Annotated in this window: 9 protein-coding genes; 8 read left to right on the top strand and 1 reads right to left on the bottom strand. The window is 33.0% G+C overall.

Features of this window, described 5'->3' with window-relative positions; translation table 11 throughout:
- From JM658_RS12435 to JM658_RS12425, 3 genes are all read left to right on the top strand, one after another.
- Entirely contained in the window at positions 1 to 1236 is a 1236-nt protein-coding gene (locus JM658_RS12435; protein ID WP_236959597.1) for an ABC transporter permease, read from the top strand.
- A gap of 576 nt (positions 1237 to 1812) precedes the next feature.
- Positions 1813 to 2292, top strand: a complete 480-nt coding sequence (locus tag JM658_RS12430) for a DUF4381 domain-containing protein (RefSeq protein ID WP_236959596.1) — start codon at positions 1813 to 1815, stop codon at positions 2290 to 2292.
- 237 nt (positions 2293 to 2529) lie between these two features.
- Positions 2530 to 3639 (top strand): MBL fold metallo-hydrolase, encoded by a 1110-nt coding sequence (locus JM658_RS12425; protein WP_236959595.1) that lies wholly within the window; start codon positions 2530 to 2532, stop codon positions 3637 to 3639.
- Positions 3640 to 3787: 148 nt separating this feature from the next.
- On the opposite strand, the gene agaR is transcribed toward JM658_RS12425, so the two are convergent.
- On the bottom strand, positions 3788 to 4552 hold the full coding sequence (gene agaR / locus JM658_RS12420; protein WP_236959594.1) for a transcriptional repressor AgaR: 765 nt from the start codon (positions 4550 to 4552) through the stop codon (positions 3788 to 3790).
- Between the two features lie 235 nt (positions 4553 to 4787).
- Between agaR and JM658_RS12415 the strand changes: the two genes are divergently transcribed.
- From JM658_RS12415 to JM658_RS12395, 5 genes are all read left to right on the top strand, one after another.
- On the top strand, positions 4788 to 7391 hold the full coding sequence (locus tag JM658_RS12415) for an alkaline phosphatase D family protein (protein ID WP_236959593.1): 2604 nt from the start codon (positions 4788 to 4790) through the stop codon (positions 7389 to 7391).
- A gap of 478 nt (positions 7392 to 7869) precedes the next feature.
- On the top strand, positions 7870 to 10941 hold the full coding sequence (locus JM658_RS12410) for a SusC/RagA family TonB-linked outer membrane protein (protein ID WP_236959592.1): 3072 nt from the start codon (positions 7870 to 7872) through the stop codon (positions 10939 to 10941).
- Positions 10942 to 10954: 13 nt separating this feature from the next.
- Positions 10955 to 12718 (top strand): RagB/SusD family nutrient uptake outer membrane protein, encoded by a 1764-nt coding sequence (locus tag JM658_RS12405; protein WP_236959591.1) that lies wholly within the window; start codon positions 10955 to 10957, stop codon positions 12716 to 12718.
- 354 nt (positions 12719 to 13072) lie between these two features.
- Positions 13073 to 16141 carry a SusC/RagA family TonB-linked outer membrane protein gene (locus JM658_RS12400; RefSeq protein WP_236959590.1) on the top strand — a complete coding sequence of 1023 codons (3069 nt, stop codon included), beginning with the start codon at positions 13073 to 13075 and terminating at the stop codon, positions 16139 to 16141.
- 47 nt (positions 16142 to 16188) lie between these two features.
- Complete coding sequence (locus JM658_RS12395) at positions 16189 to 17628, top strand: RagB/SusD family nutrient uptake outer membrane protein (protein ID WP_236959589.1); 1440 nt, start codon at positions 16189 to 16191, stop codon at positions 17626 to 17628.
- Positions 17629 to 17777 lie beyond the last annotated feature (149 nt).

The following is a 17777-nucleotide window of genomic DNA, read 5'->3' as shown; positions in this document are numbered from 1 at the left end:
TTGAATTTAGAATATTTTATTGCCAAGCGCCTTATTAAAGGTAAAGAGCATAAAAGTAGTATATCGGCACCAATAATAAAAATCGCAATCACTGCAGTAGCATTGGGAGTGATAATGATGCTCATTGCTATAGCTACTGGAGTAGGGTTACAGCGAAAGATAAGAGAAAAAATAGCTGCTTTTAATGGGCATATTCAGATCTATAATTATGATAATAATACTTCTGATGTTTCTGTAAATCCGATTTCTATACATCAAGATTTTTATCCAGAATTTAAAGATATATCAGGAATTAATCATGTGCAAGCTGTTGCGACTAAGGGGGGAATTATCCGTACGGAGAATACTTTTGAAGGAATTATAGCAAAAGGAGTAGGGGTTGATTACAACTGGGAGCCTTTTAAAGATTTTTTAATTGAAGGTCGTTTACCTGATTATTCTAAAAAGCGAAATGAAGAGATTCTAATCTCTAGATATTTAGCAAACCGTTTACAATTTAAAGTAGGAACAGAATTTTGGTCCTTTTTTCTGAAGGATGAGGTGAGTGATATCCCAAGCCAAGTGAAGTTTAAAATTGTAGGGATTTATGATAGTGGGTTTCAAGATTTTGATTCTAATTATATTTTTGTTGATCTCAGACATATCCAACGGATGAATAAGTGGAAGGATGATGAGATTGGTGCTTTTGAGGTTTTTATTGACGATTTTGATCAGATAGACCAAAAGGGGCGAGAAGTATATGGAGTAACCCTCTCCACACTCGATTCTCAAACTATTAAAGAAAAGTATTATACTATTTTTGAATGGTTAGCATTGTTCGATTTTAATATTGCTATTATTATCGGAATTATGATAATAGTTGGTGGAATTAATATGATTACGGCATTATTAGTTCTTATTTTAGAGCGTACCCAAATGATAGGACTCCTAAAAGCATTAGGGAGTAATAATTGGAGCGTACGTAAGATCTTTCTCTACAACGCTACATATCTTATTGTAATAGGATTATTTTGGGGAAATCTTATAGGACTGGGAGTGCTATTAATTCAAGAGAAATTTGGATTAATCTCATTAGATGCATCTACATATCATGTTTCTAAAGTACCCGTTTATATCAATCCAATTCATGTTATTATATTGAATGTAGGAGTTTTGATTTTGTGTGTTTTGATGTTGCTAATTCCTTCTTATATTATTACAAAAATATCTCCAGCAAAGTCTATTAAGTTCGAATAGATTCCTTCAAGAGAAATAAAAACTCTTAAGTTTATTTCTTATTGCCATTTTCTATTACTTTATTTCTAAGAGAAGTATGTTTTTAGATATGCTATACATTAATTTATATTGCGTAAGAATTTTATTTATCTGATTTTTAGTAAAATAGGCTGTTTTTATTTTAAAATTTTGTAAATTTATAAGAGTATGATGTCCCAAATCAATTTTTAGTAGTAATCTTTAAAGTTATAATTATGGGACAATCTTTACACAAAGAATCTACAATCCTTATTTACGCATTAAAGGCAATTGTTTTTATATTGATAGCTGTGCTTTCATGGGTGCTTATATCGGTAATATTTAGTTTTGTCGGTATTTTAGGATAAGAAAAGCTGCTTAGCTTTTTTAGAAAAGAGATTTAGGGTGTTTTCTACAAATGCTCTAAATTTTTATGGTTTAATCTGGGGCTATATACTGCATTTTTATTTATTAAAAAAATCAAATTCTTGTTTGTGCAAAATGCAGTTTACTTTAGATTTGCTGTCTTTTATTGTTTCAGATAATAATGATTTATTTGAAAAAATTGAACGCTAAGCAATGATTATATACCCTAAAACAAGTATTCAAGATTCCATTCCTGAAACTTTTAAAAATATTCAAGCACAGGAAGTTTATGATGCTAAGCCTGGATCTTTTATTTTTGATACAATGGGGGGGAGAGCATTGGGTGTAACAGTTTTATTATTGATACTAATTCTTTTCTATTTTCAATTTAAAAGATATCTCAGAAATTCATACCGTAGAGATGCGATTCAGAAATTATCTGAAGCGACTTCTGCTAGTGAAGTCTTAATTATATTGAAAATGGTAGCATTACAATCTTTTGGCAGAGAAGAAGTAGGTAGCTTATATGGAAAGCCATGGTTAGAGTTTTTAGAAAAAACAGGAAAGGGAGTAGTTTTTATTTCTTTTGAAAGTGAAATTCAGAACTCTGTTCAAAGAAATGAAAAATTAGATGTGCATGTTAGACAGCAGATTTTAATGAATTCAAAAAAATGGATAAAAACACATGTCTAAAAATTAAATCTATTTCTTCTTTAACTTACTTTATAAACCTCTGATTATTATCTAAATATAGACTATAGTCTTCACAAAAAAAAATAAGCTATCTAGTGTGTAATTATACATGTAGTACTAGCATAATAATATTGTTTTTTATTATGGGATAGATTAATTTCGCTAACCTTCCTCATTAAGAGGATTGAATTAATATGTAAGGTTGTATTGAAATCTATTTTTAAATTTTTAAAGCGAATGATTATAGGTGTAGTAGCTTTTATAGCTGCGATAGTAGTTATTTACATGCTGATGGTTCATTTTACTCCAGATTTTGGCGGAAATATATCAAAAGAAAGACAAGATGCTTATAGTGTGTCTGAGAATTATAAGCAAGGTAAATTTGTTAATAAGAGAGATGTTCCTAAGAGTAATGGCTTTTTTGGAACATTGAATATAGCAAGAAAGTTTTTATTCACTAAAGTTTCAAACGGAAGACCAGAGAAGGCGTTAGCGTGTGAAAAAATCGATTCTATTGATGTAGCTGATTATAAAGGGAGTTCTCGTTTATTTTGGTTTGGACATTCTGCGTTTTTACTGCAAACAAAAGAACACTCTATTTTGATAGACCCGATGTTTGGGGAAGTTGCTGCGCCATATTCTTGGTTAGGAGATAAGAGGTTTAATAGTCAGTTGCCTATTGAAATTGAAAAGATTCCACAAATAGATGTTGTTTTGATTTCTCATGATCATTATGATCATCTTGATTATGGATCGATAAAATTATTAAAAGATAAGGTAAAAATGTTTTATGTTCCACTTGGAGTTGGAGCTCATTTAGAGGCATGGGGAGTTGATAAGGATCGTATTATGGAGTTGGATTGGTGGGATGAAGTTGTTTACGAAGATTTAAATTTTGTCTGTACTCCTGCTCAGCATTTTTCAGGAAGAAAGGTTACAGATGGTCAAAGTACGCTATGGAGTTCTTGGGTTATTAAGAATAACGATACTAATATTTTCTTTAGTGGTGATAGCGGTTATGGAGATCATTTTAAAAAGATAGGAGAGAAATACGGACCGTTTGACTTTGCTATGTTAGAGTGTGGTCAGTATAATGAGATGTGGCCAGACATACATATGTTTCCTGAGGAAACCGTGCAAGCAGGATTAGATGTAAACACCAAAATAGCTATGCCAATACATTGGGGTGCTTTTAAATTAGCTTTACACGATTGGAGGGATCCTGTAGAACGTATGGTTAAAAAAGCGGAGGAATTAGATCTTAAAATTAGAGTTCCAGAAATTGGAGCACCAATTTATATTTCTGATGAAGAAGTGAAAGATTCCTTTTGGTGGAGAGATAACTAAAGTCCCTTAATAATTGAAAATATAATATAATAAAGGCAGATTTGTATTTAATATACAGAATCTGCCTTTTATATTTTTAAAATATTCTATTACATAATAATATTGAGAATACTAATATTTGTATAAGGGAAGTGATTTAGTTAAATAGCTATTTATCAGCTAAAATAACTTCAACATTGTGATTTTCTAATTCACGAAGATGGTTTTCACTGATATTAGAATCAGTTATAATCTTATTAATTTTATCAAAATTTGAGATAAATGCCAGTCCACTTCTTTTAAATTTAGAAGAATCTGCAACCACAATAACTTCATCAGAAATGTCTATCATTATTTGGTTTAGGTAGGCTTCTTCCACGTGATGCGTAAACACTCCAAGACTTGGCTTAATTGCATCCACTCCTAAAAATAATTTATTACAATATAATTGTCTTAAGTTTCTCTCTGCCATAGGTCCAACCAAAGACATAGAGAATTCTTTTAAATAACCACCAGGCATGAAAACTTGTAGGTTTTTATACTGAGAAAGGTTATTAACTATATCAAGAGCATTACTAATAACAGTCAAATTATTAGCTTCTGCCAAATTGTTTGAAATCTCGAAAGTTGTTGTTCCAGAATCTAGAATGATACTTTCATCGTCACCTATTAAGCTAACAGCTTTTTTTCCGATGAGTCTTTTAATATCAAGATTTATTTTTTTCTTTTCGCTAACAGTTAATGCGATATTACTAGTTTTGAAAGCGCCTCCATGGGCACGAATCAATAGTTTATTTTTTTCTAATCTATCAAGGTCATTTCTAATAGTAACTTCACTTACGCCAAGGGCTTTACTGAGGTCGTTTACACTAACTTGTCCGTGTTCATCTAATTCTTTTAGAATTAAAGATCTTCTAACTGCTGTTTTCTTCACTGCTTTAAAAATATTATGTCTTCTTATCAAAAATAGGAAATATTTATTCAGTATGAATTAAAACTTAATTTCTTTATAGTTTATTTTTTTAAAAAATAAGCAAGTGAGGCATATAATTTTCATTAGAGTCAACTGTTTAGTTGTAAAAGAAACAAATTGAAATATATTGATATTACATTATGTTTCTTTTGAAATATGTTTTTTATATTAGTAACCTCATTTAATATAATTTGTTATGAATAGAAGAAATTACTTAAAAACATTTTCATTAGGAACTATTTTACCAGCCATTGGTATGGCCAGGCCATTTAATGGAGGAGTTTTAGATTTTTTTGGAAATATAGAACGTGTGAGTTTTGAAAGTAATTGGCATAACTGGCATGATATGAAGTGGGTGGGGCCAGAGTACTGGGGTAACCGAATGCAAGATTGGATAATTGAAGATGGGAAGGCTGTTTGTAAGGTTTCTAGTGTAAATAGGAATTTAAATTTACTTACAATCCAAAAAAGTGATAACAAAGATAATTTTGAAGTAAGTGTTTCTATAGATGTCTTAAACGATAATATAAAGGGTAATTCTGATGCGTATGTCGGTTTCTCAATAGGTGTAAAAGGGAAGTTTGATGATTATCGATCTGCATCCGTTTTTGGAAAAGGAACTGATATCGGAGTTACAGGTAATGGGAAATTAAAAATAGGAAAAGAATTATATGATACAGGTTTAAGTGTTATTCCAAATTCATTTGGTTTAAACTTTAAGGCGCGTTATAAAGATGGTGCATATGAGTTGGCTGTAATATTAGTTGATGGAAATGGAGAGAACGTTACAAATAGGAAGGTAAATGTTTCGATGGAAGCTGTTACGGGTAACTTTTCATTGATTGCTCATGCACCTTCTAAAAAAGTAGTTCATGAAAAAATAGCAGCATTTTCAGAGTGGAAGATTAGTTCTTCAGGATTAAATCACAAAGAAGATCAATTATATGGTCCAATTTGTTTTGCTCAATATACACTGCATGCAAATAAATTGAAGTTAACAGCTCAATTAACTCCTTTTGAAGAAGTGCCAAATCATAAAGTATCACTTCAGCTGTATAAAAAAGGGAAGTGGCAAACGATTGAAACTCGTGAGAATACTAACTCAGGGAGAGCTATAAATTTTGTCATAAAAGAATGGGAAGAAACAGAAGATGTTCCTTATAGATTATTAGCGGAGTTGCCATTAAAAAATGAAATGCATCATTATTTTTATGATGGTACCATAGCTAAAGAGCCATTAGATGAGGAGGAAATAAAGGCTGGAGTTTTTAGTTGTAATTTTCATTATGGATTTCCAGACCAAGATGTATGCGATAACGTGTCTTATCTAGATCCTGATATTATCCTGTTTTTAGGAGATCAATTTTATGAAGGAACTGGTGGTTATGGGGTTCAATTCGAAGGTGAATTTGATGAGCTCTGTATTGAATATTTAAGAAAATGGTTGCTGTTTGGTTGGTCATATAGAGAGTTGTTTAGACATAAACCTTGTGCAATAATTCCAGATGACCATGATGTGTATCATGGAAATGTTTGGGGAGAATGCGGAGAAGCAGCAGATACTAGTGAAGGGTATGGAGCTTCAGCACAAGATTCAGGAGGATATAAAATGTCTCCAGAGTGGCTTAATATGATTCAATTTACACAAACGAGTCACTTACCAGATCCATATGATCCAACACCTGTTAAAAGAGGGATTGGAGTTTATTATACGCATTGGAAATATGCAGGGTTAAGTTTTGCTATTCTCGAAGATAGAAAGTTCAAATCTGCACCGATGCATGTTTTACCAAAGGAAGCTGATATTTGGAATGGGTGGATAAGAAATGAAAATTTTGACATAAAAAAGCACAGAGATTTAGATGCTGAATTATTAGGAAAACGTCAGGAAGACTTTCTGGAGTCTTGGGTTGAAGATTGGAAAGGAGATATCCAGATGAAAGTAGTATTATCTCAAACAAACTTTGCTACAGTTGCTACATTACCTAAAGAAGCTAAAACAGATGAAGTTGTTCCAAAAATAAATATTCCTAATAGAGGGGAGTACGTTTTAGGAGACGATTTTACTGCAGATATGGATTCTAATGGATGGCCAGCGAATAAAAGAGATAAGGCTGTAGAAATTATCAGAAAAGGATTTGCTTTTCATATAGCTGGAGATCAGCATTTGGGTAGTTTTATAAAATATGGAGTAGAGGAGCATGGTGATGGTAGTTATGTTTTTGCAGGACCAGCTTTAAATAATATATGGCCAAGAAGGTTTTGGCCTCCAGTAGAGAATGCTTCTCAACATACACTCCAAAATCCAGCTTACATAGGAGACCATATTGATGGTTTTGGTAATAAAATGACTGTTTTAGGAGTTGGGAACCCATTTCAAACGCATCATGAGCCAGCTGTTTTGCATGATAGAGCTACTGGTTTTGGATTGGTAACTTTTAATAAGTCAACGAGGGAGATTACTACAGAATGTTGGCCTAGATATACAGATATTAAAAAAGACAGAAGTCAACAATATAATGGTTGGCCTTTTGGTATTACTCAAGAGGATAACTATACTAAGAAAGAAGAGTTTCTTTTACCTACTTTTAATATTGATACTATAAATGAAGTTCCTGTAGTTAAATTGTATAAAGATAAAGAGTTAGTTTATGCAATAAGACCTAAGTCTACTTCATTCCAATTAAAGACATTTAATGAAGGGAATCACGAAGTTGTACTTTTATTTGAAAACTCAAGTAAAGAATCTTCATATAGTTTCGAAGCAAAGAAGATTAATCAAGAGATTGTTAAGGTGTAATAGCTGTTTACTATTATTAAAATAGAATATTTCATTATGATTTATTATCAAAGAAAACCAGTAAAGTGATTTACTGGTTTTTTTATGCATTAGATTAAAATTGTGCTGTATATGGGTTTACGAGTGTTCTGTGTTTATATGTTAATTATGAGGCGATTGAAGGTTTGAAAACATGAATATTGTGATAAACTCTCAAACTCGTTAAAATATTAAAAACAACTACAAATCACATGAATGCGTCAAAACAAAATAAATATACTACAATTGGAAGTATTTAATCATTTTATTTTGCTATTATTTGCGTTTTTAAGATAACAATCGATTGAAAGTGAGTAAAACGAAAGAAAAAGTGCTTTTATGTTTTTATTTTTAACAATATTTTAATAGTTTAGCGAGACCTTTTTAAAGGTAAGTATTACAATTACTCAATCAAACTATTAATTTATGAAAAAATCATTGCTTTTTTTTTGTACTACTATTGACTACAACTTTTCTTTTTGCACAAGAAAAGGTAGTTAAAGGAAATGTAGTAGATGGATCGGGGGTTCCTGTTCCAGGAGTGAGCGTCCTAATCAAGGGTACTTCGATGGGGGTTGCCACGGATTTTGATGGAAATTATGAGATTACAACACATAATACTGATGCTGTTTTAGTATTTAGTTTTATGGGTTTCTTGAGTCAAGAGAAAGTTGTAGGATCTCAAGATGTTGTTAATGTTGTTATGAAAGAAGATGTAGCCCAGCTAGACGAAGTTGTTGTAGTTGGTTACGGAACTCAGAAAAAGGAAAATGTTTCTGGGGCAATTTCAACTATTAAAAGTGAAGAGTTAACTAAAGTTCCAGCTTCGAATACAACACAGTTAATAACAGGTAGAGTTGCAGGTGTTATTACGCAACAGTCGTCTTCTTTACCAGGGGGAGATGATGCTAGTATTAGTATAAGAGGTTTTGGGGATCCTTTAGTAATTGTAGATGGGGTGCAGACCACTATGGGAAATTTAGATCCTAACAATATCGAGTCCATAACAGTTTTAAAAGATGCCTCTGCTGCAATTTATGGAGCGCGTGCAGGTAACGGAGTGTTATTGGTAACTACTAAGCGAGGTACGCGTCAAAAGCCAAGTATAACCTATACAGGAACTACAAGTTTTGCAAATGTATCTGCTTATCAAAAAACAGTAAATGCAGCTCAATATGTGGAATTAAAAAGAGAACAGGCTGTTAATACCCAAACTACGCCAGAATTTTCGGAAGAAGATTTAGAGAACTATAGAAATGGAGCGCCAGGATATGAGAGTTATAACTGGGCAGATGAGTTGTATCAAAACGGAGCTCCAATGTTTCAGCACAATCTAAATGTGAGTGGAGGGAGTGAGAATGTAAAGTACTTTACTTCTGTAGGATATTTAGAGCAAGAAAGTATATTTTCTACTCGTGATTTTGATTTTAAGCGTTATAATATTCGTTCTAACGTTGATGTAGAGCTGTCAGAGCAGTTTGGAGTAGCAATGGATATTTCATATAGAAATGAATTAACTGATAGAGCTGCATCTGGAGCTACGACTAACGCTAATAATGCAGTTAACGATATTTATACTGAATTACTTACAGCTCAGCCAATATGGAATCCGTATTTGCCAGATCCTTCTTATGGAGCTGCATACTCTGGGTTTTTGGAGAGAAATCCGTTGGCAATTTCTGATAAAGATTTAGATGGAACTTATAATTATGATAACAGAGTAACGACATTTAGATTGGAGGGGGAATATCGTGTAAAGGCAGTTCCTGGTCTTAAGTTAAAGGGGGTTATGAATATAATTAGAAGAACCTATACGACTAAGACATTTGCACTGCCTTATGATTTATATTCTTATGAGGAGGAAGATGATGAGTATTTATATTGGTCAACATCTAACCAAGGACAAAATAGATTATCTCAAGAAGCTTATAATAGTGATATTATTAGTCCTCAATTGTCTGTAGAATATGATAGAACTTTTAATGAAAAACATAAAGTTTCTGGTTTGTTTTTAGCTGAAGGACGTTCTGTAGAGTCAGAAATATTATCAGCAACTAGACAAGAATTGATTTCTGAAAACATTCCGATTTTAAATACAGGAAGTGATATTAATAAAGATAACGGTGGAAGTCAATCTGAGAGTGGAAGAATGAGTTATGTTGGAAGAGTTAATTATAGCTTTAATAATAAATATAATTTTAGTGTAACGGGGCGTTACGATGCTAATGCATACTTTGCACCTGATACAAGATGGGGATTCTTTCCTAGTGTTTTAGGTTCTTGGGTGATTTCAAAAGAGAACTTTTTGAGAGATTCTAATGTAGTGAATAATTTGAAATTAAGACTTTCATATACCAATATTGGAGATGATAGAAATATTTCTGGTTATGAGTTCTTGCCTGGTTATAATATTGTAAATGGAAACTTCTTAATTGGAGATGAGGTTAAAAGACAGGTAGTAACATTAGGACTTCCAAATAATGAAGTTACTTGGGAAGATATAAAACTATATAATATTGGTGTTGATGCTACTTTTTGGAATGGAAAGTTAGGAATTGAAGCAGATGTTTTTCTTAGAGATAAAAGTGGGATCTTAACGACTCCATTAGTTGCTTTACCAGATACATTTGGAGCAGCATTGCCATTAGTAAATTTAAATAGTACGCAGACAAAAGGTTTTGAAGTATTGCTTACGCATAGAAGTACTATTGGAAATGTACGTCTTAATATTTCGCCTAGTTTCGGATATTCAAGAACAAAGTATACACATTTTGAAGAAGAGGAATATACAGATCCAGATGATGTCAGGATTTATCAACGAACAGGGAATTTTACAGATAGGAGAACGGGGTATATTTCAGATGGGATGTTTATGAATCAAGATGAGATAGACAATTTAGCCTACGATCAAGATCAACAGGGTAATGTAACCTTACGCCCAGGAGATATTAGATATAAAGATATAAATGAAGATGGAGTAATTGATTATAGAGATCAAGATGTTATTGGAAGAAATAGTCGCCCTAACGTTACTTATGCAGCTAATATAGGTCTTCAGTATAAAAACTTTTCATTTAGTGCCTTGCTTCAAGGAGCGTCACAATTTGATGTAAATATTGTTACTGCAGCTAGAAATATGTTTCAAAATGGATCGATTCCATATGACTTCCATTATAAGTACAGATGGAGTCCCTCAGAGGAGGATCCTTTAGTTAATGATAACCCGAATGCACAATTGCCAATGGCTTTCGATGGAGGTACTTCTAATAACAATAAAACTTCAGATTTTTGGGTTAAGGATGCTACGTACTTACGATTGAAGCAAGTTAATTTAGCATATACAATTCCATCTACAAAAAATAGTGGGGGGATAAGTAATATTCAGTTGTCATTAGCGGCAACAAACTTATTTACATGGAGTAAATTAGGAATATATAAAAACTTTCTTGATCCAGAGAATAATCTAGCAAACGGTAGAGCATATCCAATTACTTCAGCTTATACGTTTGGAGTGAAGTTTAATATCAATTAATAAAATTATAGCGATGAAGAATAGAATAATTAAAAGTATTAGCTCTTTACTGCTTATAGTTGCAGTAGGGTGTACGAACGACTATTATTTGGATAAAGGTCCATTTACAGTGATAGAAGAGGATGCTGTATTTTCTGATAAAAATTTAACAGAGGCAAATCTTCTTAATTTATATGATCGAACAAAGTTTGAAGAGCTAGGAGGGCAGTCTGATTTTAATATGGGACTTATAGCTGCTATGGGTGGTTCTGCAAGAACAGTTGGGGCTTGGCAGACACCATATGCTGCAGCTTTGAGGGTTTATGATGAGACTGGGGCTGGTTCTATGGCTTATTGGCCTTATAACTTGATTAGGGATATAAATAGTTTTATAGTAGGAATTAATAATAGTGAGCTTGAATCAGAATATATTTTACAACGAGAGTCTGAAGCACGTTTTTTAAGAGCTTGGGCATATTTTCAGATGGTAAAACGTTATGGAGGAGTTCCTATTATAACAGTTCCTCAACAACAAGATGATCCAGAAGAGGAGTTATATCCAGCAAGAAACACGGAAAAAGAAGTGTATGATTTTATAATTGAAGAAGCGCAAGCTATAGCAGAAAGGTTGCCATCTGTTTATGATGGTAATGATTATGGTAGAGTGAGTAAGTGGGCAGCTATTGCTCTTGTGAGTAGAGCGGGATTATATGCTGGGAGTATAGCTAAATTTGGAGAAGAAAATGGTCCTGTTGGGATTCCAGCTGGACAGGCTAATACTTATTTCCAAAAATCTTTAGATGCTTCCAAAGAGATTATTACGAAGGGGCCTTTTTCTTTATATAACAGAGAAAGTGATTTGTCTAAAAACTTTGAGCGTTTGTTTGTTGATGAAAATGATAACCCTGAAGTGATCCTTGCTTTGAGGTTCGATTTTGAAGCGCAGGTAGGACATTCATGGGATAACCTAGCAACACCGGTTGGGTTTACTTCGGCTTGGAGTTCTAATTACCCTGTATATTTAAATGTTTTAGATTTATTTGATTATGCTGATGGTTCTTCAGGAGCTTTTGATAGAACGAAGTTTGATGGTGAAACGCTTATTAGTAAAGAGGAGCTATTTGAAAACAGAGATCCTAGATTTGCTGCCTCTATATTTTACCCTGAGATTGAGTGGCAAGGTTCTAATGCTTACTTTCATTCTAGTACTATTTATACTGATGAAAATGGAGAACGTCAAGAAAGTAATAGCGAGACTTTCACTATTCCAGGTTCAGACTGGAGAGCTAAAGCTCCTAATAAAAATCAACATAGAACAGGGTTGTTGATTAAGAAACGTGTAGATGAGTCTTATGAGCCAGTAGCTAGTGGCCAATCAAGTTCTGATTTCTTAGTGTTTAGATATGGAGAAATATTACTAAACTATGCGGAAGCAGGATTTTATTTAGGGACAGGTGATGCGCTTGATAAATTGAATCAAGTGAGAGATAGAGTAGGCATGCCTAAAAGGAATGAGCTTACGGAGGAAAACATTCGTCAAGAGCGGCAAGTAGAGTTGTTGTTCGAAGAGCATAGATATTGGGATTTAAAACGTTGGAGAATTGCAGATCAGGTTCTTAATGGGCGTTTAAAAGGAATGAGATATGTTTATGATTTTGATGCTCAGAAATATTTAATCACAGAGGTAAATGGTGATTCTGGGGTTAGAGTTTTTGATCCTACAAAACATTACTATTTTGCATTAGGAGTTGGTCGATTAGCGGATAATCCAAACTTAGTGGAGAATCCAGGATATTAATCAAATCATATTGTAATTTTTATATTTACAATAAATAAACCCGTAACACTAGCTAGTGTTACGGGTTTGTTGTTTTATTAAAAAGTAGTTTTCTATAAGCTTATTCTTCATGGGATAGGTGTTAAGCTCTTATAAAGTCTATTTATATTATTAATTAGTTTCTTAGGTTATTGGTTATTTCCTTTTTAAAAATTGATTTATTGCTTTTATTGGTAAAAAACAGTGTGTATTTTTAATAAAAGCAATAAAACGAAGATAATTTTTAGTTAAAGTTTTGTTTTTGATGATAATTTGATAAATTAGCAGCGTGATATAAAAGTATATATTACATTTATTTAATCAAATTATTACTTTATGAAAAAATCATTGCTTTTTTGTATGCTTCTAATTACTACCAGTTTTCTTTTCGCTCAAGAAAAGACAATAAAGGGAAGTGTAGTAGATGGAACTGGTGTGCCTGTTCCAGGTGTAAGTGTCATTATTAAGGGGACTTCGAAAGGAGTCGCTACAGATTTTGATGGAAATTATGAGATTACTACTAATGATTCAAATGCTGTTTTAGTTTATAACTTTTTAGGTTTTTTGCCTAAAGAGGAAGCTGTTAATGGGAGGGGAGTCATTAATGTTACGTTAAAAGAAGATGTAGCTCAACTAGACGAAGTTGTTGTAGTTGGTTATGGTACTCAGAAAAAGGAAAACCTAACTGGAGCAGTGGGAGTTTTAGATTCTGAGGAAATAGGTAACCAGTCAGTTACAAGTGCTGGTAATGCGTTACAGGGTAGAGTTTCTGGAGTTCACATCGTTCAGCCTTCGGGGCAGCCAGGGGCAGATAATCCTACGATTCAAATTCGTGGAGTAGGGACTGTTAGAAGTAGTGTCTCTGGGCAAAATGATGATTCTGCACCATTGGTATTAATTGATGGAGTTCAATCAACTTTGAATGATGTTAATCCAAATGATATTGAGAGTTTTTCAGTACTAAAAGATGCGGCTTCAGCTGCTATTTATGGAGCACGTGCAGCTAATGGAGTTATTTTGGTGACTACAAAACGAGGTAAGAATGGGGTTCCTAAAATATCCTTTAATTCTTCTGTAGCTTTTCAGTCTGCTACTGCAACACCTAATATGTTGAGTTCTTACGATTATGCAGTTTTAAAGAATGAAGCGCAGACTAATGTAGGGAGAGAAGAGTTGTTTAGTGCAGAAGAGCTTGAGCTTTTTCGTAATGGTACAAGTGAATTTTATCCAGATGTAGATTACTTTGATCAAGGTTATCGTAAAGGAGCTCCTTTGATTAATCATTATTTATCTGCAACTGGTGGTAGTGATAATGTAAAGTACATGATATCTGTAGGATATCAAGATCAAGAAGGGATTGTTATAAATACTGATTCTCAACGTTATAACTTTAGGTCTAATGTAGATGTTGATGTATCTGATAAGTTTAGAATTGGACTTAATATTGCAGGAAGTTATTTGGAGAGTGATGAGCCTAATTATGGAGGTTTGGGTGTTAATCAGTTTATAAGAGATATGATTCGTCAAGCTCCTTTAGCTCCAGAAAGATATTCAAATGGATACATTTCTGCGGGTAATTATATTTTAGGGTCTAGAACTAATAGTTCTATAAATCCAATAGGATTAGCTACAGAAGGTGGAGAAGATAAAGAAAAGTATTATAGAGCAACTCCAAATGTATACGTAGAATTTGAGCCTGTTAAAGATTTGATTTTTAAGCTAGATGGTTCTGTTTATTATAATAATAGAAAGCGAACAAAATTTAGAAATAAGATGACAGTTTCTGATGGAGACAGAGTCTTTACTTCTAATGGATTGGGGGAGTTGTTTGACTCAGATCTTACTAGTACTACAAGCACTTTAGAGTTTACAGGAAGGTATTTTAAAAATTTCGGAAAGTCCAATTTTAATATTTTAGGGGGTCTTACAAAACAAACTTACCGAGAAGATTTTTTCTCGTCTAGTAATCAAGGGTATTCTACAGACTTTTTAACAGAGTTAGATGCAGGGTCTTTGAATCCTTCGGTTTCAGGTAATGCTACTGAATGGGCATTGTCTTCTGCTTTTGGTAGGGCTAGCTATGATTATGATGGTAAATATCTTGCTGAATTTAACTTAAGATATGACGGATCTTCTAGATTTGGTGAGAATGAAAGATTCGGTTACTTTCCATCGTTTTCTGTAGGTTGGAATATTGCTAAAGAGAATTTTTTAAAAGAGTCTAGAGCTTTTAATGAATTGAAATTAAGAGCTAGTTGGGGGCAGTTAGGAAATCAAAATATTGGGAATTATGCTAGTATAGCTACTGTAAACCTTAGTCAGCCATATGTATTTGGGAATTCATTGGTCTCTGGTGCAGCGATTAGGAGTTTAAGTAACCCTAATGTGAAGTGGGAAACTACTACTACAACAGATGTAGGGTTGGATATGTCTATGTTTGGGAATAGAGTTTCGTTAGTAGCAGATTATTATATTAGAACATCTGATGATATTTTATTAAGTCCTCCTATAGTAGCTACTTTAGGGAATCTTTCTGCTCCAGTTCAAAATCAAGGATCTGTTGAGAATAGAGGTTATGAGCTTGTAGTAGGGTATAATGATCAAATTGGAGAAGACTTTTCATTCGGGATTTCAGCAAATTGGTCGCATAATGATAATGAGGTATTGAAATTGGACAGTGAGTTTATTTCAAGTAATAAGGTGATAACTCGAGAAGGATTACCGATTAACTCATTTTATGGACATAGAATTATAGGTATATTCCAAACGGATGAAGAAGCTCAAGATTCTGATACTTATGGAGTGCAGCCAGGTGGACCTTCTGTTGGTGCTGGAGATTATATCTATGAAGATACTAATGGAGACGGAACAGTAGATTCGGATGATAGAGTAGTGATTGGAAATCCAAATATTCAAAACACATATGGATTTACTTTGAATATGAATTATAAAGGGTTTGATTTCAGAACGTTATTTCAAGGGGTGTATGGTAGAGATGTTGAAAATGGAGTGTATGGTACAGATGGATTAAGAGGGAATTCAAATATCACAGAAGCATATCTAGATAGATGGACGCCTGAGAATACTGATACAGATCTTCCTAGAGTTGCTACAGGGTATAAGTATAATACTTCTTTATTTGTTGGCCCAACTATTAGTTCTGCAATTGTAGATGCTTCTTATCTTAGAATGAAACATATTGAATTTGGTTATACAATTCCTATTGAGTATAGCTCTAAATTTGGGTTTTCAAAAGTTCGTTTTTATGTAGCTGGACAGAATTTATTAACTATAACAGACTTTGTTGATGGGTTTGATCCAGAAGATGCTGCAACATTTAATAATACAAATGATAGTTATCCGCAAGCAAAAACTTATGCACTAGGAGTTAATTTGATATTTTAAATCAGTAAAGATTTTGTTTGATAATTTAATGTCGTAAAAAGAAAAACATGAAAAATTATATAAAAATATTATTTGCACTAATCATTCTAACAGGATGTAGTGAGGATTTGGAGAGATTGCCTTTAAATTCTGTTAGTGTGCCTCAATTTTGGCAAACCTCAGATGATGCAATTTTGGGTATAAATGGAGTTTACAACATATTGAGTGATAATGCAATGTATCGTAACTTTATGAGGCACTCAGATGCAATATCAGATAATGCATATTCTCAATATTCATTTAATAATTACTTAGAGATAAGTGAGGGTATTGGTTATGATACATCAAGTCCTTTACCAAATCAGTTTTGGGATAAATCTTACGAAGGTATTGTAAGAGCAAATGAAGTAATTCAAAATGTACCTAATATTGATATGGATGAGGAGTTGAAGAAGAGAGTTATAGGAGAGGCTAAATTCCTTAGAGCCTTATTTTACTTTCATTTAACAAACTTGTTTCATGATGTTCCTTTGGTTCTTGTGGAGCAAACTATAGAGGAATCTTTAGTTCCTAGAAACCCTAAGAGCGAAGTTTTGGCTCAAATTTATTTAGATATAGATGCTGCGATATCTATTTTGCCAGAAGTGTATGGTTCTTCAGATATGGGAAGAGCAACAAAAGGAGCCGCTTATGCGTTGTTGTCTAGAGTAGCTTTGTACAATGAAGATTATGAGAAATCTATAACAGCATCAGAAGAAGTAATTTCTTTAGGGTATGATTTAGTTGCATCAGATAAGTTTTCAGATTTATTTTTACCTATTCTTGAGAATAATAGTGTTGAATCAATTTTTGAGGTTCAATTTTTAGGGAATAGTGGTACAGATGGTGTTGGTAGTAACTTTAATAGTGTTTCTGGAGCGTTACCAAATTTTAGTGATACCTATAACCCTTTAAAGAATTTTGTTGATTTTTATTCTTCAGATGATATTAGATTAGCGGCAACTATATTACAGCCTGGAGATGTTTTTGCTGGAGTGGAATACGATCCAGTTTCTTCTCCTACAGGATATGCGGTCCGTAAATCTATTATAGAAGATGAGGATGTAACAAATGAAGGTGATGCTAATTTTGTAGTTTTTCGTTTTGCAGAAATATTATTGAATTATGCGGAAGCTCAAAATGAATTATATGGACCGAACACAGAAAACTATGATGCTATAAATAGAATCCGTAATAGAGCAGGGTTAGATGATCTTGAAGAAGGACTTTCTAAAGATGCTTTAAGAGATGCAATAAAGAGAGAGCGTCGTTTAGAATTAGCATTTGAAGGGCATCATTACTTTGATCTTTTGCGTTACGGAGGTAATGATTTAGAAGAGTCAATGGAGCATGTAACTAGTGTACCAGGACACGTTCGAGTTTATAATGATAGATTGTTGTTGTGGCCAGTACCACAGAGTGAGATTATCATTAATGAGAATTTATTACCTCAAAATCCAGGTTGGTAAGAAAAGTAATCCTATAAAAGCTAATTAAAATTTTAATAAATAGCATTAATCCTGTAAGGTTAAACTTGCAGGATTTTTTGTTTGTAAATTAGGTTCGTTGACATTGGTTAACTTGCAGAAGTAAATATTTTTCAAAATGAAACATTAAA

The sequence above is a fragment of the Joostella atrarenae genome (genome assembly GCF_021764745.1).
Classification (GTDB): Bacteria; Bacteroidota; Bacteroidia; order Flavobacteriales; family Flavobacteriaceae; genus Galbibacter; species Galbibacter atrarenae.
The sequence above is the reverse complement of the archived record's forward strand: the minus strand, read 5'-3'. Positions and strand labels throughout refer to the sequence as shown.